Genomic DNA, 26,914 nt, shown 5'->3' with positions numbered 1-26,914 from the left:
TTCAAATTGATCAGGCTCTGGCGCGCGTCCAGGGGAAGGGCGCATTTGCATCGCGATGGCGACCGCCAAGCCCGCCGCCGAAATATGCGCCCGCCGCAGCGACAAGCGCGCTTGCGCCCAACAGGAAGGCGCTGATGGCGCCGACTTTACGCGCTTTGTCTGCGCTTTCCCGGGCCGTCGTCTCCCATTGATCGACACGGGCCCGCGCTTCGCTTTCGGTGAGATCGGTGTTGTCGGCGATAATCTCCGCCGCTGCTTCCTTGTCATCGCCCGACAATTCGCCATCCGACGTGGTTCTGGCGAAAATCGCGGCGATCGTCGCCCGATCATCTGCGTCCGCGTCGCCGCCGCGTAAAACAATAGCGGCGTCTGCGCCATTATCCGTCATGGCCGCTGCGCCAAGGCTCGCCGCGCCTGCCGCCATATGCGCGGACAAAGCCGCGCCGATCAACAAACCTGTCGCCCATACGACGAGCCCGTGGGCGCCGTCGCGAAATTCCACCGCGTCGGCCGTCGCGCCGATCGCGGGCCGGCGCAACCGTCCGGCGATATATCCGCCCGCAATGAAGCTGAAAATCATGACAAAGAGCACCCACGCCATCGTGACATAACTAAGCGTATCTCCTTCCGCTCCCTGCCCCGGAAAGGGCGACGAAATTGAAAGGCCGACACCGCCGCCAAAAGCGAAGAGCACAAGAGAAATCGCTGAAGCGACAAACGCGCCGGCGAAGACTGCACCCCATTCCATATAGGAGTGCGTATTTCCTTCGTCGTCCGTTACGACGACGCCAATGGTTTCCGAGCTGCTCATGACTTTAAAGCCCCAGGAACGACAGAATAGCCATCACCACGACGACAAGGCCTACAAGATAAATAATTCCGTGCATTGCATTCTCTCCTTCACCGATTTCCGGTTGATCGGCTCTTATGTGTTCTTTTGAAACACGCGCGATCGTGATCGGTTCCGAAGAGAGGTTACGCAGCGACGCCGCAGCGCAGCATCCCGGTTCAGTTGGCGGCGCCTAGCAGCGGCAGCCCGCGCTTGCGGCCGTCATCATCCATGCCGTAGCCGACGAGGAAATCATCCGCCTGCGCCTCAAACCCGATATAATCGCATTTTAGGTCTTCGGCGTGGCCGGTGAGTTTTTTCACAAAAACACAAAGCTTGACGTCCTTAGCGCCGCGATCTTCGATCATGCCTTTGCCAAAATGCAGCGAGCGCCCGGTGTCGAGCACATCATCGACAAGCAGCACCGTCCGGCCTTTGATATCGACAGAGAAATCCTTGAGCAGCGTGACGACGCCTGACGACGCGCGCGCGCCGCCATAAGAGGAAAGCTGGACAAAATCGACGTGAGGATCCGCGCCGTGACGGTAAAGCGCGCGCAAGAGATCAGCGGCGAAAATAAAGGCGCCGGTCAGGACCGGCGCAAGCAGGAAATCTTTTGGCAGGTCGCGCGCCATTTCCGCCGCCATCTCGTCGATCCGTCTGGCGATTTCATCTTCCGTAAAAAGCGTGCGCATAATCAGTCCATCCCGCCAATTTTGCCTTTTGATTGCTCATAGAATCATTTCCGCCGGCACGCCAGACGCTGCGCCCCGAATTGACGGGTATCGGGGGCTGTGTCACAGAGGGCGTCGTCCTGTTTTCAAACATCAATCCATGTACGACATCATCACCAAGGCTGAATATTGGGGCTGGCTCGACCAGAAGATCAACAAGCCCATGCCCGGCGGCGAGGGCGGGCTGAAACATATTCAGGACACGTTCATTCTGTCCGCGCTCGCGACGGTCAGCGGGCGCCGCATTCTCGAATTTGGCGGTGGGCAATCGCGCGTTCTGCAACAGCTTTCGAAAAACAACGAATGCTGGAATGCGGACAAATTCGAAGGCGCTGATGGCGGGCCGAAAAAGCTGTTCCGGCATCGGCGCGTAAAAACCGTGAAGATCTTTCTTGGCGACTTCGACAAACAACTGCCCGATAGCTATTTCGATTATGTCTTCTCGATTTCGGTGATGGAGCATGTGCCGAAGCCGGCGCTTGACCAAACCTTCGCCGACTGCGCGCGCATCCTGAAGCCCGGCGGCGCGCTGATCCAGGCGATCGACCTTTACCTGCCCGACGCCGCCGACAAGGACGATCCCGAACGCCAGTATAATCGTGCGCGCGTGCCGCAATATCTGCGCGCGGCCGAAAAGGCGGGGCTGACGCTGAAAGAATCCGCCGGCATAGATGACGACGCCTGCTTTCTCGGCCGGCATGCGTCCAACTCCGACACGACGCTTTATTTCTGGAACAAGGACGCGCCAAAGATGCGCGCCATGCGCGAACACGCGCAATCGGTGGCGTTAAAAGCCTGGTGGGTGAAGCCTTCGGTGTAAGGGCTTACTCGCCCTTGGCGGGCATCAGCGATTCAAGAACGCTTTTTTCCGGCGCGAAGGAGAGCGCCACTTCAGCAACGCCGTCCGGCGCAGGCGCGCGGGTGACAAAATCCACCATGCCGCCTTGAGCGACTTCATCTTCATTGGCGGCGAAGGTCCAGCGCGCCAGCAATTCGCCGCGCGACCCGAGCGCTTCCGCCTGAAGCAGCGGCGCCGTCACCAGGCCTTCGCTTTCGTTGCGCAGATTGCCGGTAATCTCAATCGTCGGGCCGTTCGTCGACATCGCGAGACGGTGGCGCACATTTTCAATGGCCAGGCCGTAAGGGTTCGCTTCAATGCCAACCACCGCATAAGCATCAGCCGTTTTCGGCGCCACTTTCACAATCTCATCGCGATAAACCACGAGGACGTAAATCGCTCCAACGAGGACAGCCAGCCAGGCCGTCCAGCCGACCACACGCAAAGGCGTGAGGCGGTTTTTCTCGCGCGCTTCCGCGCGCCGGCGCGCCTTGCGAATCGCGCGCTCCAGTTCGCGCGGCGTCACGCGCAGCGCAGCGAAAAACTCTTCATCGAGATCTTCGGGATTGAGCGGACGCACATCCTCCATGCGCGCCAGCGCCGTCGCGCGGCGGCGTTCGGCGCGAATCTTGCGGCCAAAACCGCGCGAGCGTTCGCCGTCATCCTCATCGACATCTTCCCAGTCCGCATCGACAACATAGGCCGCGTTGAAGCGGTCCTCTTCGCTCTCTTCCGTTTCGTCATCGGCGAAACGCAAGGATTCGCGTTCTTCCTGCTTTTCCTTGCGTTTGCGAGAGAATAACGGGCGGCGTTCCTCGTCCTCGTCATCATCTTCGACGATGAACTGACGGCCCTTGCGCCACCCCTTTTCCGCTGGCTCATCGTCATCCTCGTCGCGGCCCTTGCGGGGCGCCGGAGACGTGAACAGCGAATCATCATCGTCATCCTCCGCGTCCTCTTCGACGATGCGGCGGCTGCCCCGGCCGCGCTTGGTCGCGGACACCGTCTCGCGCTCATCTTCATCATCGCGCCAGTCGCGGCGGGCGGGCTTGGCTCTTTTCCGGCCCTTATCCGCGTCGTCCTCATCCGCCCCGTCATCGCCCTCATCATCAGCGATGCCGACCTTCATGCGCGGACGGGCTGCGGGGCTGTCCTCATCCTCGTCGTCATCTTCATCATCGCCGTCGCGCCCCTGGTCGCGGGCGGACATCCGGTCGTCCTCGCGTTCGGCCCTGTCGTCATCCTTGTCCGCGGCGCGTTTGCGGGGCTTTTTGTCCAGCGGCTCCATATCCAGAAGCTCCGGCGCAGGCACAAACCAGCTCTCTCCACAGGAAGAACAGCGGACGGAACGGCCATTTGGGGAAAACCGCTCGTCGTCGACGTCATAACGCGTGGTGCATTCAGGACAGGTGATTATCATGTGAGACCAGAATCGTTTATGTGTTCGCCGTGAAATGGCGCGCGGGGGTCCGCGCGGCCAAGCGCTGCAACAGGATCGTCATGGACGCCGGCAAGGAAATCGTCAGATTTGAAGAACTGGGCCTCTCCTATGAGGACGCGCCCGAGACCTTGAGCGACGTCACCATGACCCTTCGTGAGGGAGAGTTCCGTTTTCTCACCGGGCCGTCCGGCGCCGGCAAAACGTCGCTCCTGAAAATGATTTATCTCGCCCACAGGCCGACGCGCGGCCGGTTTTTCCTGTTTGGAGAAAACGCCACGGAAGCCCCGCGCGAGGCGTTGCCCGCACTGCGCCGGCGCATCGGCGTCGTCTTCCAGGAATTCCGTCTCCTCGATCATCTCACGGCCTATGAAAATGTGGCGCTGCCCATGAAAGTCGCAGGCGTTAACCAAAACCAATACCGGGAAGACGTAAGCGAACTCTTAAATTGGGTGGGCCTGGGGGATCGCATGGACGCTAAACCGCCAACGCTTTCCGGCGGTGAAAAGCAGCGCGTGGCGCTGGCGCGGGCGCTTGTCTCCAAGCCGGATCTCATCCTTGCAGACGAACCCACGGGGAATGTGGACCCCGCCATGGGCGAGCGCATTATGAAATTGTTTGTAGAGCTTAACAAACTGGGCGCCGCAGTGATTGTCGCAACCCACGACCTTCATCTCGTGCAGTCCATCGGCAAGCCCGTGTTAAGAATCGCTGACGGAAAGGTAACGCGCAGCGCCGGCGCGGGAGGCGCGGCGTAACATGACGCAGGCGGATGAGTTTGAAACCGAAGACGGCGCAGACGCTGTAAAAGCGCCGCGGCGCAGTATTTTCAGGCGCCAGGCCGCCCCGCTTCTGCCGGAGGCGGGCGCCGCGGGCGCGCCGCTGACGGCTGTCATCGCCGTTATGTCTTTTCTCGCCGTCCTGGCGATGGCCTCACTCCTCATCGTCAATCGCGCCGCCAGCGAATGGACATCGTCGTTACGCTCGGAAATCACCGTTCAGGTCAAAGGGGCGAGCGCCGACGAAATTGAAAACGGCGTTGAGGCGGCGTTGCGCATTCTCAATGAAACCGACGGCGTGATCGAGGCGACTGAAAAGAGCCGGGACGAAACGGCAGCGCTTTTGGAGCCGTGGCTCGGCGAAGGCAACGCCGAAGCGTTCCTGAACATTCCTGCAATCATCGAAGTGAAAGCCGCCCCATCCTTGCGCGACAATCTGGACCTTCTGCGCAATCGCATCGTCGCAGCGGCGCCGGGGGCAAGCCTTGACGACCATGCGCGCTGGCATGACCGACTGTCCGGCGCCGCCCGATCGGGACAGGCGATGGCGTTTGGCGTTTTCCTGCTGGTGATGGGCGCGGCCTGCGCCATTTCAATTTTCGCGGCGCGCGCCGGCCTCGCCGCCAATCACGAAATCGTCTCCGTACTCCATCTTGTCGGCGCCACTGACGGCTTTATCGCCGCGGAAGTGCAGCGGCGGTTTTTCATCCTCGGCCTTCGGGGCGCGCTGCTGGGCCTCTTTGCGGCGCTGGCGGCGCTGATGCTGGCGGGGTTCGCCGTGCGTTCGAGCCCCGCAGCGGACAATTTCCTGCCCTCCCTGCGGCTCGGCGGCTGGATGATTCTCTGGCTGGCGGCGGCGCCGGTCGCCACCTGCCTTGTCACAGCCGTGACCGCGCGCCTTACGGTTTTGAAAACCCTCAGCAAGCAATATTAACACCTTGCAGGATGAGCCGGGCGCGACCGCGCGACGCTGGAACGGGCCGCGACCTTCGGCTAAACTCATTCCCGGACGGCGCAGGTGAAAGATTATTAGCGTGAGACGGCTGACAGCTTTTTTGACCGGATTGGCGCTGCTCTGGGCAGGCGGGCTTGTCCTGTTTATCGCAGCCCTCCCAAAACCGGCGGAGCAGGCTCCTGACAAAGTCGAAGGGGTGGCGGTCTATACCGGCGGCGGCGGGACGCGCATTTCCACCGCGATGGCGATTTTTGCAGACGGCGCCGGCGAACGGCTTTTGATCTCCGGCGTTCATCCGGACACATCTGCAGCGCGGCTTTCGGATTTCTGGGTCGGGCCCAAAGATCAGTTTGATTGCTGCGTCGATCTCGGCCGCGAGGCGCTTTCCACAGAAGGCAATGCCGGCGAGCTGAACGCCTGGGCGACCTCGCATCGGTTCAACAATATCATCCTGGTGACGTCCGATTATCACATGCCGCGCGCGCTCGCCGTCACCCGCGCCCGCATGCCGAATGCGACAATCATACCCTATGCTGTCGGGTCCGGCTATCTCAACGATCAGGGCCGGCCCGCTTCGCTTCAGGCGGGCCTTAAACTCGCCGGCGAATATACGAAGTTCCTTTTAGCGCGCGTGAAAGCGTTGATCCCTGCTGGCGGCCGCTAACCGCATGACGCAGCGCATCCGTTCGGCGGCCTTTTCAATTTATCTCGTCACGACGATTCTGGTGATGGGGATCGCCTGCCTGCCGGTCATGCTGTTCGGCCGTCACGCCACGCGTTCGACTGTAAAAACATGGTCGCGCCTTGCGCTTTTCGGCCTGCATCAGATCGCCGGGATTTCCTATAATATTGAAGGCGCTGAGAACATGCCGCAAAGGGGGGCGCTTATCGCCGCCAATCACCAATCCATGTGGGAGACGATTGCGCTCTACGCCCTCGCACCAAAGCCGGTGATGATCTTCAAAAAAGAATTGAAGCGCATTCCCATTTACGGCTGGTGGGCCTCGCTGGCCGGCAATATCGCTGTCGACCGGCAGGGCGGCGCCAAGGCGCTCCGCGCCATGACGCGTGAAGTCAAGGCGCGCGCCGACGCCGGCGAACAGGTCATCATCTTCCCCGAAGGCACGCGCACGCCGATCGGCGAGACCCAGGCGCTGCAACCCGGCGTCGCGGGTATCTACACCGCCATGGAAGCGCCCTGCACGCCCGTCGCCCATGACAGCGGACGTTTCTGGCGCCATCCGGGCGGCGAGAAAGTTCCGGGCGTCATCACCTTGCGCATCCTGCCCGCCATTCCGGCGGGGCTGGACCGCCGGGAATTTCTGCGCCTGCTCGCCGCCCGGCTTGAGGACGCACGGCCCGATCTCGCGCCAGCGGAGGCGACGGCCAATGGCTGACCGAAAATCAACGCATCACCGCTGGCTCTACATTCCCTGGGGGATCGCCGCCGCCGTCTTCGTCGCTTATCTTATGCTCTGGCGCTATGGCGCGGATGAAATGAAAAATGCGGTCAATCTCTGGGTCGAGGATCAACGCGCGGCCGGTTTCGACGTTTCCCATGGCGCATTAAAGGCTGACGGATTTCCATTTTTCCTGCGGCTCCATGTTGAAGAGCCGCGCATCGCCGCGCCGGGCGTGTGGGCCTGGCGCACAAAGCGGCTCACCATGGACGCGCTGCCTTACGATCTCAACAGGCTGATCTTTTCAACGCGAAGTGAACAGACACTGTCGGTTGACGGTTATGGAGACTGGCGCATCACGGCGGAGGATTTTCGCGTCTCCATCGCCAATGACAAAAAGCGCGACTGGATGTTTGCGGCGACCATCGGCGGCGCAACAGCCAAACGCGAAGAAGACGGCGCGGAAGCCGCACTCGGCAACCTCGTTATCGACCTGGCGCCGGACGAAGCAGACATGACGGTGCTGACGTTAAACCTGATGGCGACGCAAGCGCATCTTGATGCAGAGGACGCAGAAATTGATCTCGACAAGATCCAGGCCGCCCTGTCCGCCAGTGAAATCTACGCTCTGAGCGATGCGGAAAGCTGGCGGCGGGCCGGCGGCGCGCTTCAGATCAACGGGTTTTTCGCTCAACTCGAAGAAGGCCGCTTCGCGGCGGCGGGAACGCTGAAGCTCGACGAAAACGGCTCTCCGGAAGGAACGCTGAAGACAGAAATCATCGCTCCTGCGCCCTTTATCCAGCTTCTTGCGAGAACCGGCGCTTTAAGCCCGGACGAGGCGGAAAGCGCCGCGGCGACGCTTACGCTCGCGACGATTGCTGCGGGGGGAAAGCTGACGGCCCCGATTGAATTGAAAGAAGGCGCAGCGCATCTCGCCGGCGCCAAGATCGCCGATCTTCCGTCTGCGAATTAGAGAGTCTTAGTAGTCGCGTGATCGCACCGGAAAAGCGGCATCCACTTTTCCTGATCACACTCCGGCGTCAGCCATACATGGCGCCCAGCGGCGCATCTTCATTATGGTTTTCCACAAGACGCGAGAAATTATCCAGATAGATGGCGCCTTCCGCCGTCTTTTGAACAATGACGATGCGCTTGTCATTGGCGTCGCGCACACGCTTCACAAAACCAAGGATTGAGAGCGCATCAAGCGCGCGGGAAATCGCCGGCTTCGGCACGTTCAAATCGCGGGCGAGCGCGCGCACCGTATGCGGTCCGGGGCGCAAATAAACGGTCAAGAGGATGGACCATTGGCGCATGGAAAGATCCGGCCCGTCCGCGCGCACTGCGTCGCACATCACTTCCCGCCAGCTTGTAAGATTATCCGTCGACGCCATCGTCCGGCCTGTCGCCCTATCCGTTCAAAAACAAGCCCTAGCTTTGCAACCGTTCGCCCGGAAAGGGCAAGGCCGAATCACGGGCGATAACGGTCCGCGAGAGTATCAAAAAGGGCGCGAATCGCCTGGGCCTCGCCGCCGACAGGCCGGCCGGGGGCGGCCTTGGGCCGCCAGGCGTAAAGATCGAAGTGCATCCATCGCGCCGCTTCCCCTGCGAATTTCTTGAGGAAAAGGGCCGCCGTGACCGAGCCTGCGAAGCTGCCGCCGGAAATGTGGTTCACATCGGCGATCTGAGAGGAAAGCATGGATTCATATCCGCGCCACAGCGGCATCCGCCAGACGGGGTCGAAGTTCCTCGTCGCGGCAGCCTCAAGCGCATCGCAAAGATCGTCATCATCACAATAATAAGGGGCGAGGTCCGGGCCGAGCGCCACGCGCGCCGCCCCGGTGAGCGTGGCCAGTGAAATCATCAGCTCCGGCGCTTCTTCGCCACCGTAAGAGAGCGCATCGGCTAGAATCAGGCGGCCTTCCGCATCGGTGTTGCCAATCTCGACCGTGAGGCCTTTACGGCTGTTGAGGATATCCCCCGGACGGAAGGCGTCGCCGGAAATGGCGTTCTCGACAGCGGGGATCAGAACGCGCAGGCGCACCTTAAGCCCGGCATCCATAATCATGCGCGCAAGGCCAAGACAATGAGCGCTGCCGCCCATATCTTTTTTCATGAGCGCCATGCCTCCTGCGCCCTTGATATTCAGCCCGCCGGAATCAAAGGTCACCCCCTTGCCCACAAGCGTCAGTTTCGGCGCGTCTTTATCGCCCCACCGCATATCAATGAGACGCGGCGCGTCTGACGCTGCGCGCCCCACCGCATGCACCATGGGAAAATTCTGCGCGAGGAGATCCTCCCCCACAATCGTCTCGATTTGCGCGCCCATTTCCATGGCGAGATTGCGCGCCGCCTGTTCAAGCGCCGCCGGTCCCATATCGCCAGCCGGCGTATTGACGAGATCACGGACCAGAAAAACCGATGCGGCCGCGCGGCGCATGGCGTCAGCGTCAACAGTTTCAGGCGGGATGAGCCGGGCGACGGCCGGCTTTTGCTGCTTGTAGCGGTCAAAGCGATAGCCGCCCAGCAGCCAGCCCAGAACAGCGAGGTCGGCCGAGTCTTTTTCCAGCTGACCGCCGGCGAAAATATAGTCCCCTTCCACAAGCTTTTCGGCGGCGGCGGCGGCGATCAAAGGATCGCTCTCATCGCCCAGCCCAAGCAAAGCCGCTTCGCCGTCAGCGAAGACTGCGCCGGCCTCTCCGTTAAACCCGTTGAGTTGCGCAAGACACTTTAAGCCTTCGGGCGCGTCGCTTTTATCAAGGGCGTTGTCGCGCACCAGATAGATTTTCTTCGCTGCATTTGCCGCAGCATGTTCATAGTCGCTTAACAGATGAGGAGCCATGAATAATCCGTTAACTTACCAATTGAGAACCGCGTTAGATTGCACATTAAGCATACGGTTAAGCCTTTATTGAATTCCTTCGGTCACGATGCGCCCAATCCGTCAATGGAATTCATCGAGGCGCAACCCATGCTTACCGCATCCAAGCTTGCAACGAAATACGCGATTGTCGCAGGCGCGGCGATTATGCTGCCTGCCTGTGCATCGGTGCAGAAAACATCTGCATCCGCCGGGATTGGCAATAGCGAATATCGCGACGCGATTGGCGTATATTCAACGCCCACGGGCGATGAGGGCATGGACCCGATCGCCGCCGCAGCTTTCTGGGGCACGCGATACAACACCAACCAGTCCGATCCGGCTGTGGCGGTCCGTTTTTCCCGCGCATTGCGCAAGATCGGCTCCAATGAAGAAGCCGTCGGCGTGATGCAGAAGACCGCCGCCGTCCATGTCGACAACACCGACGTCAATCTTGAATATGGCAAGGTCCTCGTCGAAAGCGGCCGCGCCTTTGAAGCGGTGCGCTATCTTGAAACCGCCGTCGCAAAATCGCCGACCGACTGGCGCGCGCTCTCTGCTTATGGCGTTGCGCTCGACCAGATTGGCGAACATGACGAAGCACGCGCGAAATACGACCGAGCCCTCGGCTTCGCGCCGGGCGACGTGATCCTTCTCAACAACAAAGGCCTTTCCTACGCGCTCGACGGTAATCTCGCTCAGGCGCGCGCAACGCTGCGCCAGGCCGCCGCCAATGCCGGTTCCGATTCCCGCATCCGCCAGAACCTCGCGCTTGTGCTCGCGCTTTCCGGCGACATGCGCGAAGCTGAGCGTTTGGCCCGTTCCGACCTGCCGCCGCTGGTCGCAGACAACAATATTGACGTCTACCGCCAGCTGATGAACCAGCCTGCCTATTGGGATCAATATGCGGCAGGCGATATCGATACGCCGAATTTCGACGATGTGCCGGCGGCCCCGCTGTCGCCGTCCGCCCCGTCACCGAAGCCACAGCTTCAGGAAGAGCCGGCGGAAGACAATGAAGAAGCCGACAAGGCGCCGATCGCGCTGATGGAAGTGGCGCCCGTCACCCAGGCTTCCATGCCGGCCGCAGAGCCGGCCCCGGAACCGGCCGCCGAATCGACTCCGGTGGAAGGCGGCATCGAGCTCAAAACCGAAGAATAATCAGTCCAGGGGGCTGATGGCGGCGCTGCGTACGAGGCGCCATGTAGCGTAAGCCGCTCCGGGCAGGGTTCGGGGCGGTTTTCGCGTTTAAGGCGAATAAAAATCATCCGGTCCGGTCGGTCGCCGTTAACTGTTGCCTTTGCGCTATCGCAATCGCCGCCGCGCAGGATAAGCTGTTTCCGCATGTTAAGACGATTTCGCGCGATCGGCCCGGGGGCGCTAACGGCGGCCGCGTTTATCGGCCCAGGAACAGTGACGACGGCGACCCTCGCCGGCGCAGGCTATGGCTATGCCCTCGTCTGGGCGCTGGTCTTCGCAACGATCGCCGCCATTATTCTTCAGGAAACAGCGGCGCGGCTGGGCGTCGTCTCCCGGCTCGGCCTCGGCGAAGCCATTATGCGGCGCTTCGCAGAGGCGCCGTTTTTGAAATGGACCGCCGCGGCGCTGATCATCGCGGCGCTGTTTATCGGCAATGCGGCCTATGAAGGCGGCAACATCGCCGGCGCCGTCCTCGGCGTCCAGGCGGCGGCGCCAGAGCTTGCCTCACGAGCGGTTCTGGCCGGATCTCTCGCCGCCATCGCCGGCGCCATCCTGTTATTCGGCGGCTATCGCATCATTGAGAAAGTCTTGGTCGGCGCCGTTCTGTTGATGACGGTCGCTTTTGCGGCGGCGCTCGCCATCATTGGCCCCGACTGGGGCGCGCTCGCCAGGGGCGCCGTGCTCCCGACCATTCCCGTGGGCGCCTTTCCCCTTGTGCTCGGTCTCATTGGCACGACCATCGTGCCTTACAATCTCTTTCTCCACGCAGCGGCTGCGCGCAAGCGCTGGCAAGGCGCAGACGGCCTTGACGAAGCGCGCTTCGACGCGCGGCTTTCCATCGGCATGGGGGGCGTTGTTTCGATCCTCGTTCTGTCGACTGCGGCGGCGAGCCTTTTCGGCTCTGGCCTTGAAATCACCAATGCCGGCGACATGGCCCGCCAACTGGAACCAGCCTTCGGCGCGGGGGCAACTTATCTGCTCGCACTCGGACTGTTCGCGGCGGGACTTACTTCCGCCATTACTGCGCCGCTCGCCACCGGATTCGCCGCAGCGGAGCTCTTTGGGTTTGAGAGCGATCCTTCGGCGCTGAAATTCCGTCTGGTCGCCGGCGCGGTCCTGGTGATCGGCGCTGTTGTCGCCATGACAGGCGCGCGGCCCGTTGAAGTCATTCTCTTTGCGCAGATCGCCAATGGCGTTTTGCTGCCGGTGATCGCTGTCTTTCTTCTTTATGCGGCGAATAACAAAAAGCTGCTGGGCGAATATGCAAACGGAATGCTCGCCAATATCGGCGGCGTTGTCGTAACGCTTATCGCTGCAGCGCTTGGCGCCAGAGGCGTGTTGCGCGCGCTCGGAGTAATATTGTGAGCGCCATAGATCTAAACGCCGATATGGGCGAATACGCCGATGAGACGCAGCAGGCGATCGAGGCGGCGCTGATGCCGCTCGTCACCAGCTGCTCCATCGCTTGCGGCGGTCACACAGGCACAGCGGAAACCATGTGCGCAACAGCGCGCCTCGCCAAGCAACATAATGTCAGAACCGGCGCCCACCCCTCCTATCCTGATCGCGAAGGTTTTGGACGGCGGGCGGTCACGCTGTCTTCGGAAGAGTTGCGGCTATCGTTGACCTTGCAAGTTGAAGCGCTGAAAGGCGTTCTCGGCCTCGAGTCATTGCAGCTTTCTCATGTGAAGCCTCATGGCGCTCTCTACAATGACGCGGCGAAAGACATCGCGCTTGCGCAGGTTGTCGCGTCGGTCTGTTCAGGCGCCGTGCTGGTCGGCCCATCAGGATCGGCGCTGGAAGCTGCAGCGAAGGAGGCGGGCCTTCCCTTCGCCGCAGAGGGCTTTGTAGACCGGCTTTATCTCGCCTCCGGCGCGTTGTCGCCGCGCAGCGAACCGGGCGCTGTCCTGGCCGATATCGACGCGCGTGCGGCGCAGGCGCTCGCTATTGCAAAAGGTGAGAAGATCAACGCGCGAGACGGCGCGCTTCTCGTCAAGGCGGAGACACTGTGCATTCACAGCGATTCTCCGGGCGCCGTCGAAACGGCGCAGGCCGTGCGCAAAGCGCTCGAAGAGGCCGATATCGCGGTCAGGCCATTTGCATGAACGTCTTTTCTTTTTCACTGACCCCTTTCGGTGAAAATGGCTGGCTCGCGACGCTTTCCGGCGGTGACATGGTTGCGCGCGCCCTCGCCGCCAACGCCGCAGCGGATGTATTGCGTAACTCCTCCGGCGTGACAGACGCCGTCGCAGGCGTTGAAAGCCTCATCCTGCGCTTTCGCCCCGAAGAGATGACAACCGGGGATGCAAAAAAGAAACTGGAAGATGCTTTAAGGCAATCAACATCGAAGACGCCGGCGTCGGCGCCGGCAATTGACATTCCGGTTTGCTATGGCGGCGAATACGGTCCCGATTTCGAAAGGCTATGCGAAAAGCTTTCGCTCGCCCCGGATCAATTCATCGCGCTTCATTCATCGCAAGTCTATCGCGTGCTGACGGTCGGTTTTGCACCGGGTTTCGCTTATCTCGGGCCTTTGCCGCCAGCGCTGCAAACAGGCCGCCTCTCAACGCCGCGCGCGCACGTGCCTTCCGGTTCTGTCGGCGTTGCAGGCGCCATGACCGGCGTTTACGCTCTCGCTTCTCCCGGCGGCTGGCCTCTGATCGGCCGCACGCCGAAAAAGCTGTTCGATCCCCATGGCGCTGCGCCTTTTATATTCACATCAGGCGCTGCCGTTCGATTTGTCCCCATAGATGAAGACGCATTCAAAGCGTTGGAGGCCAACCCGGTATGACGGCCATCGCCGAAATCACAATGCCGGGGCTGATGACAACGCTTCAGGATCTCGGCCGACCGGGTCTGCGCCATCTCGGCGTTCCGCTGTCCGGCGCCGCGGATCCTCTCTCTCTGGCGCTCGCCAACGCCGCCGCCGGGAATGCGCCGGGTACGACAGGCCTCGAATGCACGCTGAAAGGCCCTTCCCTGCGGTTTCGAAGCGAGGCGGCTTTTGCATTAGGCGGCGCTGATATGAACGCGACCTTGAACGGCGAACCGCTTGACCTTTACACGCTGCATCACGCGAAAAATGAGGACAAGCTTGTCATTGGCGCAGCGCGAACCGGCGCACGCGCCTATATCGCTTTTTCAGGCGGCTTGAAGGGCGAAGACTTTCTCGGAAGCCGCTCCACTTATATCTCGGCGGCGCTGGGCGGTCACGAAGGCCGGGCGCTGATTTCCGGCGACGAGATTTTTTCTGCGGAGCTTCCGGCCGCCGCGCCGCGAGACATTCCAAAGGCGCTGCGACCAAATCTTGCGCATGATTTTTTCCTGCGCGCGTTGCCGGGACCGGAAGCATTGCAGCTCAGCGAAGGAAGCCTCGCCAGTTTTTTCTCTGCCGTCTGGACTGTCGGCCGGCGCGCCGACCGCATGGGCCTGCAGTTTGAAGGCAAGACGTTGCCCCTGGAAGAAGCGGCGCCCATGGCGTCGAGCCCCGTCTTTCCCGGAACCGTGCAGTGTCCGCCGGACGGCGCGCCGTTTCTTCTGTTATGCGATGCGCAAACTGTCGGGGGCTATCCGCGGCTCGCGCAACTCATCGCGGCCGATCTCCATCTCACAGGGCAAATGCGTCCCGGCGATCGCGTCTGGTTTCAAAAACTTTCGGCAGACCTCGCACGCGAAGTCGGGCGGCAAAAAGCCTCATTTTACGGCGATCTCTTTCCTCATGGGTTTTTCTGCTGAGAGCCTCATTCAATATTCAAACAAGCCATACTGATAGCGAGTATCAGACGTCAGTCTGCCAGATCACCATACGTCTCGGCGCTCAAATTTTTAAAATCAGAGGCTGGAACGCGTCGTGGTGAGGCTTGTAAACATCTGATTATCTCGCACCAGTCTCGCTTAAAGATTTCGGATCAGCCTCTGATGCGGGCTGCGCCGCCGCGAGGATTTCGGGCAGCCAATTGACGCGCATGGTGATGATCACGGCGCCCATGGCGATCAAAATGAAAAGGCCGGGCAGACCGCCAAGATTGGATAACATCCTGACGCCGTCAATTCCCGTGGTCGACGTCATGATGAAGGCGACAGCGCCAATCAGGGCGCCCCAGAAAATTTTCACCCACCGTTCCGCGCGCGGGCGCTTTTCACCCGGCTTGATGTTTTTCAAACAAACGCTGGTGATGGAATGGGTGTTCGAATCCATTGCAGTGACGAAGGAGATGAACGTCAGGCCGACAAACAGCATCATCACGACGGCGCTCGCGGGTAACGCATCGAAGAGCGCATAGCTAACCGCTTCCGGCCCCCGCGCATCGAGCGCCGCCACCAGCGCATGACGCTCCGCCGCATCGACGCCAATAGCGGCGCCGCCAAACACAGTCATCCAGACGCCGCCAAAAAGCGCGGGCGCTGCAAGATTAAAGAGAATGAATTCTCTCACCGTATAGCCAACAGAGATGCGCCCCAAAAAGAGCGCCGTCACCGGCGCCCAGGCGAGCCAGTTGGCGAAATAGAAAACCGTCCAGTCCCGGGTCCAGTCCGCCCCGGCGCGATCGCCCAGCGCCAGGCTGCGCGGTATGAATTGCGCCGCATATTCGCCGAAACTTTTAGCGCCTAGCACAAGAATATCGAGCGTCGGCCCGGCGAGAAATACAAACACAATCAGCACGAAAAAGAACTTCGTGTTGATGTCGGAAAGAAATTTGATGCCCCGTTGCAGCCCGCTGATGGATGACGCCACAAAAAGCGCAACGATCATCAACGTCACCACGAAACGCAGAAAGGTTGTGTCATAAATGCCCGCAATGGCTTCAAGCCCGCCGGCAAGGGTCATAACGCCGGCGCCTAACGACGCCGCAACGCCGGCGACCAGCGCATAAAGTCCGACCGCATCAATCACGGCGCCGGCTTTCCCCGTCGCGGCGCGCCCGAACACCAGCGACAAAGGCCCGCTTAGGGAATAAGGCCGGCCAAGATTGTAATGCGCCAACGCAAAAGCGAGCGCCGGCACTGTGTAGATGGCGTAAGGCGTGATCGTCCAATGCATGAACATGGAAGAAATCGCGAAGGTTGACGCATCTTCTGTATAGGGATTTATGTGGGCATAGGGCGGCGGCGCCTTGATATGAAACATGGGCTCCGCCGATCCCCAGAACAAAATGCCGATCGCAATGGTCGTACACAGGGTAATCGAAAACCAGTTCCAGCGGCTGAGGATAGGTTTTGCGTTCGGTCCGCCAATGCGCACAGCGCCAAGGGGTGAGATCACGACCCAGCCGATGAGAAGAACCGCTGCAAAAGATCCATAACTGAAAAGCCAGTCAAAATGCCTTAAGATCCACTGGTTGGCGGCGCTCACCAGATGGTGGAACCGGTCGAAATCAATCAGGCTGAAAGCGAGCGCCGCAGTGAGCAAGGCGACAGGCGGCCAGAACACCAGCGGACGGGTGGATTTTATGGTCTCTCTAAAGATGGCGGCGGGCCTCATGCGTTGTGACTGACAAGTCATAACGCAACGCCGCGCGATGCCCAAATTGACCCTGAAGCGGCTTACGGCCTGAACATCGTCCAGGCGATATGGCGGACGCCGCCATTCATCTGCATCGGATCGTCTTTGCGATTGATGTAGTAAACGGTCAATAGCTTGCCGGGCTCGACCTCGATGACCCGGGGATAGCCGCAGTCCCAGCTTCCGCCGTCATCGCGCAGGATCATCTCCCGTCCCCATGTGCGCCCGTCATCCTCACTGACGCGATAACGCACCCCCGACGGCATGGTGCGATAGCCGTAAACACAGACAACGCGCCCGTCCTGCATGGGTACGAGATCGCCCGGCGCGCCGATATCGTTTACGCGCGATGAAAAGCCCCAGCTTCTACCGCCGTCCTGGCTTTCATAAATTTCAGTCCAGATGACGCTGCGCGCATCTCGCTGATAGCGCAGTGAGGCGAGCACCTTGCCATTCGGCAGAACAACAATACGCGGATAGAAATGCGCCAAGGGCGAATAAGGCGACTTCAAAATATAAAATGGCGATGGCGGACGCTCCTCAACCATGAAGGAGAGATAATACCAGTCGGCGCCGTTCATGCTTCCATAGACAAGCGGATGCGGCGAGAGCGCTTCGGGCGAATTGGTCTGGCAGCCGAGAAGGTGCACGCCGTCATCGCGCGTTGCGTACATGGACGAACCGAAATTTGTGAGCGACGGCAAATCATATCGCGGCAGAATTATTGGCGCGCGCCAGCTTTTGCCGCCATCGGTCGACGCCCGCAGCCATGATTGCGCCGTCTGCCCGAACAGTGACGGCACGCCGCCGCCCATGATCAGGGTGTCGCGGTTTGAAAAATCGAGCGGCGGCAAATCCGACCAGTCGGCGGCTTTGCCTTCCGGAAAATCCTCTTCCGACTTCCACGCCATGTCGAAAACGGACTGGACGGTCGCCGGATTCCAGTTGCGGCCGCCATCAGCCGACCGGATCGTCACCAGATGGGCCGGCTTTTGCGCAATCTGTCCATGATCGACATCGTCAACACCGGCATAGTCGTTACGCACGCGCTTGAAACCGGCGACAATATCGCCGTTTTCCGTTTTCCAGAGCCCGCAATAAAACGGCCAGCCGCAATATTCCGTTTCATTGCGATAGACGACGCCATGCTCCGCCCCGTGAGCGCGCTGTGGTGGTTTGAAGTTGTCAGACATGAAGCGTGGTCCGTATTTTATGCGCTTGCGACCGGCGGCTTAGGGGCGGAATTTCGTCCAGGCGATATGGCGAACGCCGCCATTCACCTGCACCGGATCGTTTTTGAGATTCATGTAGTAAACGGTCATCAGTTCGCCGGGCGCGACTTCGATCGCGCGCGGGTAACCAAGGTCCCAACTGCCGCCGTCGTCACGCAGGATCATTTCTTTGCCCCACGTTTTGCCTTTGTCATCGCTGACCCGGTAGCGAATACCCTGCGGCGCAATGCGGTAGCCATAAACGCAAGCAACGCGCCCGTCGCGCATGGGAACAAGGTCACCCGGCGCGCCCCAGTCATTGACGCGCGACAGGAAATTCCAAGTGCGCCCGCCATCCTTGCTTTCGTGAACCTCGGTCCAAATGACATTGCGCGGATCGCGCTGATAACGCAGCGACGCCAGCATGTGCCCGCCTTTGAGGATCGTCACCCGCGGATAAAAATGCGGTGCGGGCGCGAAGGGCGAGCCGCCCTTGTAAAAGGCCGACGGCGGTCGTTCTGGCGTCACAAAGGAAAGAAACCGCCAGTTCAGGCCGTCATTCGAGTGATAAACGAGCGGACGCGGCGACATTGCTTCCGGTGACGACGTGTTGAGCCCCAGCACATGCACGCCGTCATCGCGCGTTGCATACATGGAAGAACCAAACGCGGTCAGGGACGGCAGATCATATTTGGGAATAAACATGGGGCGGCGCCATGTCCGCCCGCCGTCAGTTGATGCGCGCAACCAGGCCTCGCCTCCGGGCGCAAAAAGACGCGGCAAACCGCCGCCCATCAACAACGTGTCCCGGCTGAAAAAATCCAGCGGCGGCAGATCGGACCAGTCCGCAGCGTGACCGCCCGGCAGGTCGCTTTCCTGCCGGTAGTTCATGTCGAACACTTCCTGAAAACTTTTCGGATCCCAGGTCTCGCCATTATCGGTTGAGCGGATCGTCCAGAGCTTGCCGCGATTGCGCGTCAGATTGTTGTGATCGACATCGTCATAAACATTGTATTGCGTCGGAATGCGCTTGAAACTTGTCAGAAGGCTTCCATCGCCGGTTCGCCAGAAGCCGCAATAGAACGGCCAGCCGCAAAATTCTTTTTCATTTCGATAGACGACGCCATGGGTGGCGCTGGCGTCCTTCTGTGGCCGCTCAAATTGCGTCTTATCGGGATTGTTCCGGTGAACCGCCGGCGCCTTTGTGGCGCATGACGCAAGAGCGGTCGCTCCCAAACCGGAAATCAGTACGCCACGGCGTTCAATCATGTTCCTACAATCGCATCCTGAAAAAGTCCGCCCACAAGCTATGGCGCGAGACGCAATGACGACTTGCCCGAAGGGGACGAAAATATTGCCGCGCAGCCGACCATAAACCGCTGCTGCAATGCGGTATTTGACCAAGCGGGCGCTGATTTTGGATGATCCCGGCGTTCTTTCAATATCCTGTTGCAAGGCCGTTTGGCTCGCCTACAAACTGTTGGCTCCACACGACAAGACTTCCTGGAGAACCTTAATGATTGAACGACGCAACGTGCTGATTTCCGGAATCGTCGGCGCCGGTCTCGCGGCAAGCCCCGCCGCCGCTCGCAAGAAGTCTCCCGTAATCAAACAATATCCGGCTGCGCGCGGCGCCAAAGACGTCGATCATGCGGTCGTTTACCGGCGCGAAAACGAGTTTTGCTCCTGGCCCTACACGATGGGATTTTGGGAGACCGCCAATGGCGATTTTCTCCAGAGTTTTCTGTCCCTGACCGTCGTTTATGACGATCCGAACAACATCAATCATGACAATCTCGCCACGCAGGCCACCGCAAGAAGGATGGTCACGGTGCGCTCCAGCGATCGCGGCCGCACCTGGAACGGCGATGATCCGATCATCAACATGCTGGACCGCGGGAATGACGGGACCACGGGATCGCTGGAAGGCTGGGGACCCGTCGACTATCTCGACAAGGACGTCCTGATCAGCAATTTCGGCCAGAATTTCGGCAAGCCCGAAGCGCGCACCTATATCCAGATTTCAAAAGATTCCGGGAACACATGGTCGCCAAGATCGTTTCTGCCGCTGGACGGGTTGAGCTCGCTCACCGGGCTTAACTCCTATCTGGTGCGTCCTGACGGCCGTTGCCTCCTGTTCCTGTTCGAGTCCGCAGATGACGGCTGGAATCGTCGCCCGCTGGTTTACGGCAGCGTCGGCGATGGAACGGAGTTCCGCTTCATGTCCATGATCACGCCGCAGCATGACCCCAAAGGCGAGGCCGCCGGCGACTGGAAAACAAGCCACGCCTTTGGCGGGCACCGCTGGTTCTATCCGCGCGCCACCATGCTTCCCAATGGCCGCATCCTTTGCACGCTGCGCTGCCAGCGCGATCCGCGCGGAACCATGTGGACGGAAGTTTACAAGAGCGACGACGGCGGCAGAACCTGGGGGTTCCTGTCACGCGTCAATGACTGGGGCGCGCCCGGAAGCCTCGTTCATATGAGCGATGGCCGGCTCGTTATTGTATATGGTTATCGCCTGCCGAGTTTCGGCATCCGCGCCGTCGTCAGCGAAGATGAAGGCAAGAGCTGGGGCGGCGAGATCATCGTGCGCGATGACGGCGGCAGCTGGGACGTCGGCTATCCCAATGCATTTGAAGTCGAGCCGGGAAAGATCGGCGCAATCTATTACTTCAACAGCAAGAACGATCCGATGCAGGTTGTGGGCGGCAGCAAAGGCGGCGTCCGCCATATTGCGCGCAGCATCTTCACGGTCGATTGATCGCTGGCATTTTCAATGGAAGTACAAAAAGAGCGCGGACGTTTCCCGCGCTCTTTTTATTTTATCCCTGCCCATAATTTTCTACCCAACAAAAAAGCCGGCGGCGTAAGGGAAGAACGCCGCCGGCAAACCGGCACTCATGGAAGGTGAGATTTTCTTGTGAGGATTAAGCAGCCCCACGTCCGCCGGGAATAAACAAAGACTTCGCCGTATCGTAGAAGAGCGCTTTTTGTTGCTCCATTGAAAGGCCGCTGGCCGAATCGAGCGCGTGCTGCACAAACAGCAAATCGTCAACCTCGCTATTGCCGATATCAGACCCCCAGATCATGTGATCGGCGCCGTAAACGCCAACCGTATATTCCAGAAACTCCTTGAGCGGGGTGTCATCCGCGAGCAGCATTTCGATGAGGAAAGTTGTGTATTTATAGTGGATGTTCTTGTGCGCTGCGAGCTCCAGATGCTCGGGCAAATACCCCCAGGAGTCAGGACGCGCGCCATAACGGGGGAAGCCGATATGATCGAGCACGACGCCGACATTGGGATATTTGTCCGCAAGCTCGCCGACACGCCGGATCGCCTTGCCTGGATCGGTGCGCGTGATCGGCATCAGCGTGATTGTCAGGCCAAGCTCATTCGCCATTTCCCACGAAGCGGAAGCAGCGTCCGTCAGGAACGGAAACTCGTTATTTTCATTCGGGACGCCCATAAAGCGCACGCCCGCAATGCCGTTCTCGCTCGCCATTTTCTTTAACGTCGCCGGGGTTTCATCCGCCGCGGTCGCATCGAGAATGACAATCGGAATGATCCGGTCATATTTTTCAGCGATGTCCAGAAGATAGCTGTTGTCGGTGAAATAGGTGCTCGAATATTGAACACCGAGACCGCGCTCAATGCCCGCCTCATCCCAGAATTTAAGGACCTTTTCAGCCGTCATCGGATTTTCCATGGCCTTGGCGACCATGCGCTCGGGACCATAGCGCGCCGTATGCGCGTCAAAAGGATAATTTCTCCAGTCGTCCGTATAGAAATGCCCATGGCAATCGAAGAGTTTAAAAGGCCGGGCCTTCGCCTTGGACGCCATGGCCGAAGCTTGTCCCGACAAAGGCGCGATAGCCGTCGCCGCTAAAGCGGATGCAATAAGGGTGCGGCGTTCAATCATGAAATTCCTCCAATTGTCGTGGCGATCTTGAGTTCGCCTTTGTCGCGTTCAGCTCCACTATCCTTATAATGGGAGAGGCGCTGCAGGCAATTTGAGCTTGGCTCGCAGACCCGTTCAGCGCCTCGTCCAGATCGCCGCCGCAAACCAGGCTGCGCACCCGGCTTGCGGCGAAGCGATACTAGAACCGCTTCTTCACGCTGACATACCACTCGCGCGGCGCAGCAGGCTGACCAAGATTGGTCGGCAGACCGAACGCCTGGAAGGCGATCTTGTTGCGGTAGTAGAATTTGTCGAAGAGGTTGGTTGCGCCAATGGAGACGTCGTAATCATGCTCTTCATTGTGATAGGTGAGACGGGCGTTGACCAGGCTGTACGCCTCCTGGTCAAATTCCGGCAAGTTCGCATTATAGGCGGTCCGTCCGGTGAAGTACCAGTCGAGGCGCGGCGTAATCGAGCCGCCAAACACGTCCAGGAACTCATAGGAAACGCCGGCGCTTGCGGTCCAGTCGGGAACGCGGACAACGCGTGTGATGTCATCCGCCTTCCATTTCACATAGCCCATGGAGCCGGTGAAATAGAGATTATCGATCGGTTCCGCTTCGACTTCGGCCTCGATGCCTTTAACCTTGCCGGCGACGCTATAGTAGTAGCTGCGCGCCACGCAGTTGACGCCCACGCCAGCCGCCGGATTGGCCGGACCGTCGGTCGCCATGTTGTAATCACGGCAAGTAAAGAAGGCCGTATCAAGACCGGTGCCGGAAGGCCCGCCAGGGATCACCGTGGACGAACCCGGCACATTGCCCGAAAGGTCGTCCGTCAGCTGCGCTTCCTGACCGGCGTAAGTCGCCGGACGTTCGGTGAAGTCCATGAGGAACGCGGCGAAATTCACTTTCAACCGGTTGTCAAAGCTTTCGGACTTGAAGCCAAGTTCATAGCTGCGCAGCGCTTCGCCCGGCGTTTGCCCTTCCTGTCCCGGCTGTGACGGACGCACATTGAAGCCCGGCAGGCGGTAACCGGTGCCGGCGGAGGCGTACATCATGAACTGATCGGTGAAACGATAGTCGATGCCCGCTTTCCAGTCCCAGCGATCGGTCGCGATCGTCACATCAAAGATCGTGCTCGCCGCAGACGGAACGAATGTGGTCTGGCCCGGAGGCGTTGCATCCGTGTAGCTGTTGAAATCGACGAACTTCTCGTCGTCGGAACGGCGCACGCCGCCCGTCAGATTCAAGCGATCATCGAGCAGGTGGATGACGACGTTTCCGTAGCCCGCCCACGCGGTCGGTTCATAGGTGTCCACCTGGAAACGCTGCGTGCCGGCGCGAACGCCCTGGGGCTGGCCGAGGTGATAGGCATCGCCTTTATAGTAGAAGAACCCGGCGACCCAGTCGATCCAGTCATGCTGACCGGTAAAGCGTGCTTCACCGCTCCAATGAGTTTCATCGAACTGGTGATAGATGATCGAATCGTTCAGCGGGGTGCCGTCAGACGCCGCGCCGAAGGCCAATTGCAGCTCGCGATATCCGCCGATCAGCGAGAAGTCGATGCTGTCGGTGATGCCGTAAACGGCCTTGCCCTGGAAGCCCCAGTTCGTCAGCGGCACCGTATTGCCGTAGCATTTCCCGCCTTTGAAGACAGAACCATTGTAATAGGTATTGCCGGGGATCAGCGTGCCCGCCGGGAACGGATCGCAATAATTGTCGTAGGTCTTGTAGGGATCGCCCGTTTCGAAACGCTCATCCCATTGGAATGGGGGATCACCGGCGACGGAGAACTGGTCGAACGCCGTGACGAAATTCGGGCGCGACTGCGTCTGCGCATAATCCGTATCGATAATATATTCGGCCGGAATTTCATCATTCTGGTCCATATAGTCAGCGCTGAGAGAAACCGACAGGCGATCCGTCGGCTCCCAGTAAACAGAACCGCGAATGGCGCGGGTGTCCTCGCCGCCAAGATGATCGATGACGCAATTGTCAGGCGAGCTGCCGCCTGCGAATGTCGTTTCCGGCGTCTGGAACGGGAACGAGCCGGCAAGCTCCGGCGTCCCATTCAGATGCATCTGACAGGTGAAGTCGATCATCTCCTGATAGCCTTCACGCTTTTTCGACAGCGCCGTGACGGCGACAGCAAGCGTGTCGGTTACGGGAACGCTGAAAGAAGCCCTGAAGTCGCGGCGCTCATAAGCGCCCATGGTCGCCTCGATGGAGGCGCTCGCTTCGGTCAGGCTCGGTTTCGTGCTGACAAGGTTGACGGCGCCGGCGATGGCGTTCCGTCCGAACAGCGTTCCTTGAGGACCGCGAAGAACCTCCACATGATCGAGATCAAGCAGGTCGAACTGCGACCCGAACAGATGCGGATAATAAACATCGTCGATGTAAAAGGCGGCCGCCGGCTCGCCGTTGAGCTGCGGGTCATGCTGACCGATGCCGCGCAGGAAAACGGTTACGGCCGGACCGTAAATGCCTTGCGCCTTTTGGAAGTCGGCGTTCGGCACGATTTTACCGAGATCCGCCGTCGTTGTGAGCCCCCGCTCGGCCAGCGTTTCGGATGTCACCGCCGTGATCGCAATCGGCGTTTCCTGAAGATTGGTTTCGACCTTGGTCGCCGTAACGACGATCTGGTCGCGCTCCCGCCCGGTTTCATCCGTTTGTGCATAGGCGCCTTGCGCCGTCAGCAAGGCCGCTGTCGAGATGGACGCCATTGTCAGTGTCTTTAACATTTCCTACCCCTTCTCATGGACGCAATTGTTGTAATTGTCAGAACTGGTAACCGAGCTGCGGAAACCCGGCTTGATCCAATCGGATCAAAATTTTGTGTGGGATTTCATTAACGGATATGAATTTCATGTTTCGTCATCGTCAGCATACCCGCATTTTTGACCTGCAGCTCCATCCCTCCACTACCCAGTGCAAAAGAGCCGGCCTGGCGCGATGATCCGCCAACCTGCAGTTGTCCCGATCAGAAGAATGAAACCTCAACCGACATGGTTGAATATCCGCACAGCGTTATCACGCAGGAATTTTCTCGTTTCATCTTCTGACAGAAAGTCGGCTGCGCGGCGGGCCATTTCAGTTTTTTCCTCATACGACCAGAGCATGCTCTGGCCGATATCCGACCCCCAAACAATCCGGTCCGGGCCAAAACTGTCGACCAGGCGCCGCACAATTCTCGCTGGCCGGATATTCTCCGCCGTCAGACGTTCAATGTTGATTTCCGTAAACTTGAAATAGATATTCGGGACATCTTCAAAAATCTTGATTGTCTGATCAATGCCGAAATCCGGCGGCGGCGGCATGACCACCTCTTCTCCATCCTCCTCGGCGTACCCCACTTCGACCTGGGTCATGCCATAAGGCATGCCGCCATGATCGATGATGATCGGCAAATCCGGAAATTGCCCGGCAATGATCTTTAACAGCGGCAAATTATAGGAAAGTTGCTTCTGGTAGAAAATGATGGTCATCGGCGTACCGAGATCAGCGCACGCCTTCCAGACATCCATGGCTGCGGGCGAGCTCATCCACGCCGTGTCCAGAATCCAGGGGCGCGTATGCGCCATGCGGAACCCGCACACGCCATCGTTTCGCACCATGCTACGATAAAGGTCAGGCGTCTCCGGATCCTGCGTGTCCAGGATCACGACTGGATGCAAACGCTTGGGATATTTTGCAGCCGAGTCGATGATATAGCTGTTGTCATAGCCATAGACATGGCCGCGCTGAACGAGACAGGCCCGTTCTACATTATTCGCGTCCATCATCTCGATCAGTGAATCAACGGTTACGGAATAGTTCGGCCGCTCCGGCGTTGGCAGGTCAGGCGTCAGCGCCTTCGGGCGATACCTATCCCAATCGTCTGAAATCAGGTGTGCATGTGTGTCAAACAATGCAATCGCCATAAAGCGCCCCTTCGAAGCTCCATCGAAATGTCGCCACCCCAGACCGGTGCAGGCGATTAACCTTCAATCCGGCTGGGATGGCGGCCGACCACCCATGGGAGGAAACGGGCCGACTGAAACAAATGAGCTCTTTCCTCGCAAACCCCACCGCGCCAGACGCAAAATCACGCGCCTAAAGCAACGACCAGACCAAAGCTCCAACGGAATGATTCAACCTTCATCTCCCCATCCGTCATTTATCGTTTTTGTTCTGAGGGCAGGGTATGCAGCGCGGCGTATTTCAACTTGCCTGAAACGGAGCCACGATTTGTCGCAAAGATGACCGGAGAAGCTTCTTCCTCTCCCGCACACTTGGCGGGGTATGGCTGTGCGAGGCGCCGCCGAAGAGTGTTTTAAAGGGCGGCGATATACCCGCCATCAAGGGGGATGGTGCAGCCATTCACATAAGCGCCGGCCCGAGACGACAAAAAGACAACAAGACCTTCGATGTCATCGGGCTCGCCAGGGCGGCCGAGCGGCACATAAGTCTCAACGCTTTTCTTAACGGCGTCCGATCCGGTATCCGTCAGTCGCGATGGAAATGGCCCCGGCGCAATGGCGTTGACGGTTATTTTCTTGCCGCCAAGACGTTTGGTTAAAGCCCGGGTAAGATGATGGACGCCCGCTTTCGAGGCTCCATAAGGAAATGCGTCCCAGTTGGGAATATGCAACCCGCCGATCGACCCGAGATTGATCACGCGGGCCGGATCTGCCGCGCTCGCACCCGTCTCAAGCAAGGGCAACAAGTTCTGCACAAGGAAGAACGGCGCGCGCAGATTCACATTCATGACGGTGTCCCACGCCTCAACGGACACATCCGGCAATGAAGCCGTCTCTCCGGCGCCGGCGTTGTTCACCAGGATGTGGAGAGACGTCTCCCGGCGCGCGAGGTCGCCGGCCAGATTTTCAGGCCCATCGCCTTCCGACAGATCGGTGCCGAGGCCGATACACACGCCCCCTTCATCGGCTGATATTTTTTCAGCGAGCTCACCCGTTCTGGTTGCATCGCGCCCGGTGATGTACGTTTTCACGCCGCGCCGGACGAGCCCCCTGGCGATCATCAACCCGATCCCGCTGGTCCCGCCGGTCACCAGCGCGGTTTTTCCGTCAACGGCGAAAAGCGGGTCTGTCATGGCGCATGCTCTCCTGTGAGCGGTTTCCGTGGAACACCTCTAAGGTCCCACAAACGGGCTTTGCAAGCGCGATCCCGGTCTTCCCTTGAATTTCGCAGATCGTTCAAATCCTTGCGCCGTTAAGATCAAACCCCTGGATGAAAAGCATCATAGGCTGGGCCGAAGTTGCTT

25 protein-coding genes are annotated in these 26,914 nt (G+C 59.5%); 13 read left to right on the top strand and 12 right to left on the bottom strand.

Features of this window, described 5'->3' with window-relative positions:
* Positions 1-10 precede the first annotated feature (10 nt).
* Entirely contained in the window at positions 11-811 is an 801-nt protein-coding gene (locus tag ACFC5L_RS04485; RefSeq protein ID WP_375201478.1) for a hypothetical protein, read from the bottom strand.
* On the opposite strand from ACFC5L_RS04485, the gene ACFC5L_RS04480 reads away from it, so the two are divergent.
* On the top strand, positions 810-941 hold the full coding sequence (locus tag ACFC5L_RS04480; RefSeq protein ID WP_375201479.1) for a hypothetical protein: 132 nt from the start codon (positions 810-812) through the stop codon (positions 939-941). The two genes, ACFC5L_RS04485 and ACFC5L_RS04480, sit on opposite strands and share 2 nt — an antisense overlap.
* A 67-nt stretch (positions 942-1,008) precedes the next feature.
* Here the strand turns inward: ACFC5L_RS04480 and ACFC5L_RS04475 are convergent, their stop codons facing one another.
* Positions 1,009-1,524 (bottom strand): phosphoribosyltransferase, encoded by a 516-nt coding sequence (locus ACFC5L_RS04475; protein WP_375201480.1) that lies wholly within the window; start codon positions 1,522-1,524, stop codon positions 1,009-1,011.
* A 139-nt stretch (positions 1,525-1,663) separates the two neighbouring features.
* Between ACFC5L_RS04475 and ACFC5L_RS04470 the strand changes: the two genes are divergently transcribed.
* Complete coding sequence (locus ACFC5L_RS04470) at positions 1,664-2,383, top strand: class I SAM-dependent methyltransferase (RefSeq protein ID WP_375201481.1); 720 nt, start codon at positions 1,664-1,666, stop codon at positions 2,381-2,383.
* A gap of 4 nt (positions 2,384-2,387) precedes the next feature.
* On the opposite strand, the gene ACFC5L_RS04465 is transcribed toward ACFC5L_RS04470, so the two are convergent.
* Complete coding sequence (locus ACFC5L_RS04465; protein ID WP_375201482.1) at positions 2,388-3,821, bottom strand: zinc-ribbon domain-containing protein; 1,434 nt, start codon at positions 3,819-3,821, stop codon at positions 2,388-2,390.
* An 80-nt stretch (positions 3,822-3,901) separates the two neighbouring features.
* On the opposite strand from ACFC5L_RS04465, the gene ftsE reads away from it, so the two are divergent.
* The 5 genes from ftsE to ACFC5L_RS04440 all read left to right on the top strand — a co-directional run bounded on the left by ftsE (position 3,902) and on the right by ACFC5L_RS04440 (position 7,946).
* Complete coding sequence (gene ftsE, locus ACFC5L_RS04460; RefSeq protein ID WP_375201483.1) at positions 3,902-4,597, top strand: cell division ATP-binding protein FtsE; 696 nt, start codon at positions 3,902-3,904, stop codon at positions 4,595-4,597.
* Position 4,598: 1 nt separating this feature from the next.
* Entirely contained in the window at positions 4,599-5,552 is a 954-nt protein-coding gene (locus ACFC5L_RS04455) for a cell division protein FtsX (protein ID WP_375201484.1), read from the top strand.
* 100 nt (positions 5,553-5,652) lie between these two features.
* Positions 5,653-6,237, top strand: coding sequence for a YdcF family protein (locus ACFC5L_RS04450; RefSeq protein WP_375201485.1), 585 nt, complete (start codon positions 5,653-5,655; stop codon positions 6,235-6,237).
* A gap of 4 nt (positions 6,238-6,241) precedes the next feature.
* Complete coding sequence (locus ACFC5L_RS04445) at positions 6,242-6,970, top strand: lysophospholipid acyltransferase family protein (RefSeq protein ID WP_375201486.1); 729 nt, start codon at positions 6,242-6,244, stop codon at positions 6,968-6,970.
* Positions 6,963-7,946, top strand: a complete 984-nt coding sequence (locus ACFC5L_RS04440) for a DUF2125 domain-containing protein (RefSeq protein WP_375201487.1) — start codon at positions 6,963-6,965, stop codon at positions 7,944-7,946. Before ACFC5L_RS04445 ends, ACFC5L_RS04440 begins: the two co-directional genes overlap by 8 nt.
* 67 nt (positions 7,947-8,013) lie before the next feature.
* Here the strand turns inward: ACFC5L_RS04440 and ACFC5L_RS04435 are convergent, their stop codons facing one another.
* A complete protein-coding gene (locus tag ACFC5L_RS04435) occupies positions 8,014-8,367 on the bottom strand; it encodes a MarR family transcriptional regulator (RefSeq protein WP_375201488.1) in 354 nt (117 codons plus the stop codon).
* Between the two features lie 77 nt (positions 8,368-8,444).
* Entirely contained in the window at positions 8,445-9,815 is a 1,371-nt protein-coding gene (locus ACFC5L_RS04430) for a leucyl aminopeptidase family protein (RefSeq protein ID WP_375201489.1), read from the bottom strand.
* A 129-nt stretch (positions 9,816-9,944) separates the two neighbouring features.
* Between ACFC5L_RS04430 and ACFC5L_RS04425 the strand changes: the two genes are divergently transcribed.
* From ACFC5L_RS04425 to ACFC5L_RS04405, 5 genes are all read left to right on the top strand, one after another.
* Complete coding sequence (locus tag ACFC5L_RS04425; protein WP_375201490.1) at positions 9,945-10,994, top strand: tetratricopeptide repeat protein; 1,050 nt, start codon at positions 9,945-9,947, stop codon at positions 10,992-10,994.
* A 183-nt stretch (positions 10,995-11,177) separates the two neighbouring features.
* Positions 11,178-12,398 carry an Nramp family divalent metal transporter gene (locus tag ACFC5L_RS04420; protein ID WP_375201491.1) on the top strand — a complete coding sequence of 407 codons (1,221 nt, stop codon included), beginning with the start codon at positions 11,178-11,180 and terminating at the stop codon, positions 12,396-12,398.
* Positions 12,395-13,138, top strand: a complete 744-nt coding sequence (gene pxpA, locus ACFC5L_RS04415) for a 5-oxoprolinase subunit PxpA (protein ID WP_375201492.1) — start codon at positions 12,395-12,397, stop codon at positions 13,136-13,138. Before ACFC5L_RS04420 ends, pxpA begins: the two co-directional genes overlap by 4 nt.
* Positions 13,135-13,824 carry a 5-oxoprolinase subunit PxpB gene (pxpB, locus tag ACFC5L_RS04410; protein ID WP_375201493.1) on the top strand — a complete coding sequence of 230 codons (690 nt, stop codon included), beginning with the start codon at positions 13,135-13,137 and terminating at the stop codon, positions 13,822-13,824. The genes pxpA and pxpB overlap by 4 nt, the downstream gene beginning before the upstream one ends.
* Positions 13,821-14,768, top strand: coding sequence for a 5-oxoprolinase subunit C family protein (locus ACFC5L_RS04405; protein ID WP_375201494.1), 948 nt, complete (start codon positions 13,821-13,823; stop codon positions 14,766-14,768). Before pxpB ends, ACFC5L_RS04405 begins: the two co-directional genes overlap by 4 nt.
* Positions 14,769-14,907: 139 nt before the next feature.
* Here the strand turns inward: ACFC5L_RS04405 and ACFC5L_RS04400 are convergent, their stop codons facing one another.
* The 3 genes from ACFC5L_RS04400 to ACFC5L_RS04390 all read right to left on the bottom strand — a co-directional run bounded on the left by ACFC5L_RS04400 (position 14,908) and on the right by ACFC5L_RS04390 (position 19,016).
* Positions 14,908-16,515: a BCCT family transporter gene (locus tag ACFC5L_RS04400; protein ID WP_375201495.1), complete on the bottom strand. Its 1,608-nt coding sequence runs from the start codon at positions 16,513-16,515 to the stop codon at positions 14,908-14,910.
* Between the two features lie 62 nt (positions 16,516-16,577).
* Positions 16,578-17,729 carry a sialidase family protein gene (locus ACFC5L_RS04395; protein ID WP_375201496.1) on the bottom strand — a complete coding sequence of 384 codons (1,152 nt, stop codon included), beginning with the start codon at positions 17,727-17,729 and terminating at the stop codon, positions 16,578-16,580.
* Between the two features lie 39 nt (positions 17,730-17,768).
* Positions 17,769-19,016: a sialidase family protein gene (locus ACFC5L_RS04390; RefSeq protein WP_375201497.1), complete on the bottom strand. Its 1,248-nt coding sequence runs from the start codon at positions 19,014-19,016 to the stop codon at positions 17,769-17,771.
* A gap of 247 nt (positions 19,017-19,263) precedes the next feature.
* On the opposite strand from ACFC5L_RS04390, the gene ACFC5L_RS04385 reads away from it, so the two are divergent.
* A complete protein-coding gene (locus ACFC5L_RS04385; RefSeq protein ID WP_375201498.1) occupies positions 19,264-20,511 on the top strand; it encodes a sialidase family protein in 1,248 nt (415 codons plus the stop codon).
* A 166-nt stretch (positions 20,512-20,677) separates the two neighbouring features.
* Here ACFC5L_RS04385 and ACFC5L_RS04380 read toward each other — a convergent pair whose 3' ends face one another.
* From ACFC5L_RS04380 to ACFC5L_RS04365, 4 genes are all read right to left on the bottom strand, one after another.
* Positions 20,678-21,670, bottom strand: coding sequence for an amidohydrolase family protein (locus tag ACFC5L_RS04380; RefSeq protein WP_375201499.1), 993 nt, complete (start codon positions 21,668-21,670; stop codon positions 20,678-20,680).
* A 178-nt stretch (positions 21,671-21,848) separates the two neighbouring features.
* Complete coding sequence (locus tag ACFC5L_RS04375) at positions 21,849-24,392, bottom strand: TonB-dependent receptor (protein ID WP_375201500.1); 2,544 nt, start codon at positions 24,390-24,392, stop codon at positions 21,849-21,851.
* 255 nt (positions 24,393-24,647) lie between these two features.
* Positions 24,648-25,571, bottom strand: a complete 924-nt coding sequence (locus ACFC5L_RS04370) for an amidohydrolase family protein (RefSeq protein ID WP_375201501.1) — start codon at positions 25,569-25,571, stop codon at positions 24,648-24,650.
* A 392-nt stretch (positions 25,572-25,963) separates the two neighbouring features.
* Complete coding sequence (locus ACFC5L_RS04365) at positions 25,964-26,743, bottom strand: SDR family oxidoreductase (protein ID WP_375201502.1); 780 nt, start codon at positions 26,741-26,743, stop codon at positions 25,964-25,966.
* Positions 26,744-26,914: the final 171 nt, after the last annotated feature.

The organism is Hyphococcus sp., from assembly GCF_041986965.1.
Classification (GTDB): domain Bacteria; phylum Pseudomonadota; class Alphaproteobacteria; order Caulobacterales; family Parvularculaceae; genus Hyphococcus.
The sequence above is the reverse complement of the archived record's forward strand: the minus strand, read 5'-3'. Positions and strand labels throughout refer to the sequence as shown.

What these genes read in the sequence shown, in the direction of transcription:
- ACFC5L_RS04470 (WP_375201481.1), top strand. Translation starts at nt 1,664, where the DNA reads ATGTACGACATCATCACCAAGGCTGAATATTGGGGCTGGCTCGACCAG.
- ACFC5L_RS04430 (WP_375201489.1), bottom strand. Translation starts at nt 9,815, where the DNA reads ATGGCTCCTCATCTGTTAAGCGACTATGAACATGCTGCGGCAAATGCA.
- ACFC5L_RS04475 (WP_375201480.1), bottom strand. Translation starts at nt 1,524, where the DNA reads ATGCGCACGCTTTTTACGGAAGATGAAATCGCCAGACGGATCGACGAG.
- ACFC5L_RS04425 (WP_375201490.1), top strand. Translation starts at nt 9,945, where the DNA reads ATGCTTACCGCATCCAAGCTTGCAACGAAATACGCGATTGTCGCAGGC.
- ACFC5L_RS04380 (WP_375201499.1), bottom strand. Translation starts at nt 21,670, where the DNA reads ATGATTGAACGCCGCACCCTTATTGCATCCGCTTTAGCGGCGACGGCT.
- ACFC5L_RS04390 (WP_375201497.1), bottom strand. Translation starts at nt 19,016, where the DNA reads ATGATTGAACGCCGTGGCGTACTGATTTCCGGTTTGGGAGCGACCGCT.
- ACFC5L_RS04420 (WP_375201491.1), top strand. Translation starts at nt 11,178, where the DNA reads ATGTTAAGACGATTTCGCGCGATCGGCCCGGGGGCGCTAACGGCGGCC.
- ACFC5L_RS04375 (WP_375201500.1), bottom strand. Translation starts at nt 24,392, where the DNA reads ATGTTAAAGACACTGACAATGGCGTCCATCTCGACAGCGGCCTTGCTG.
- ACFC5L_RS04395 (WP_375201496.1), bottom strand. Translation starts at nt 17,729, where the DNA reads ATGTCTGACAACTTCAAACCACCACAGCGCGCTCACGGGGCGGAGCAT.
- ACFC5L_RS04385 (WP_375201498.1), top strand. Translation starts at nt 19,264, where the DNA reads ATGATTGAACGACGCAACGTGCTGATTTCCGGAATCGTCGGCGCCGGT.
- ACFC5L_RS04370 (WP_375201501.1), bottom strand. Translation starts at nt 25,571, where the DNA reads ATGGCGATTGCATTGTTTGACACACATGCACACCTGATTTCAGACGAT.
- ACFC5L_RS04465 (WP_375201482.1), bottom strand. Translation starts at nt 3,821, where the DNA reads ATGATAATCACCTGTCCTGAATGCACCACGCGTTATGACGTCGACGAC.
- ACFC5L_RS04440 (WP_375201487.1), top strand. Translation starts at nt 6,963, where the DNA reads ATGGCTGACCGAAAATCAACGCATCACCGCTGGCTCTACATTCCCTGG.
- ACFC5L_RS04485 (WP_375201478.1), bottom strand. Translation starts at nt 811, where the DNA reads ATGAGCAGCTCGGAAACCATTGGCGTCGTCGTAACGGACGACGAAGGA.
- ACFC5L_RS04445 (WP_375201486.1), top strand. Translation starts at nt 6,242, where the DNA reads ATGACGCAGCGCATCCGTTCGGCGGCCTTTTCAATTTATCTCGTCACG.
- pxpB (WP_375201493.1), top strand. Translation starts at nt 13,135, where the DNA reads ATGAACGTCTTTTCTTTTTCACTGACCCCTTTCGGTGAAAATGGCTGG.
- ACFC5L_RS04365 (WP_375201502.1), bottom strand. Translation starts at nt 26,743, where the DNA reads ATGACAGACCCGCTTTTCGCCGTTGACGGAAAAACCGCGCTGGTGACC.
- ACFC5L_RS04480 (WP_375201479.1), top strand. Translation starts at nt 810, where the DNA reads ATGACTTTAAAGCCCCAGGAACGACAGAATAGCCATCACCACGACGAC.
- ACFC5L_RS04400 (WP_375201495.1), bottom strand. Translation starts at nt 16,515, where the DNA reads ATGAGGCCCGCCGCCATCTTTAGAGAGACCATAAAATCCACCCGTCCG.
- ACFC5L_RS04455 (WP_375201484.1), top strand. Translation starts at nt 4,599, where the DNA reads ATGACGCAGGCGGATGAGTTTGAAACCGAAGACGGCGCAGACGCTGTA.
- ftsE (WP_375201483.1), top strand. Translation starts at nt 3,902, where the DNA reads ATGGACGCCGGCAAGGAAATCGTCAGATTTGAAGAACTGGGCCTCTCC.
- ACFC5L_RS04435 (WP_375201488.1), bottom strand. Translation starts at nt 8,367, where the DNA reads ATGGCGTCGACGGATAATCTTACAAGCTGGCGGGAAGTGATGTGCGAC.
- ACFC5L_RS04405 (WP_375201494.1), top strand. Translation starts at nt 13,821, where the DNA reads ATGACGGCCATCGCCGAAATCACAATGCCGGGGCTGATGACAACGCTT.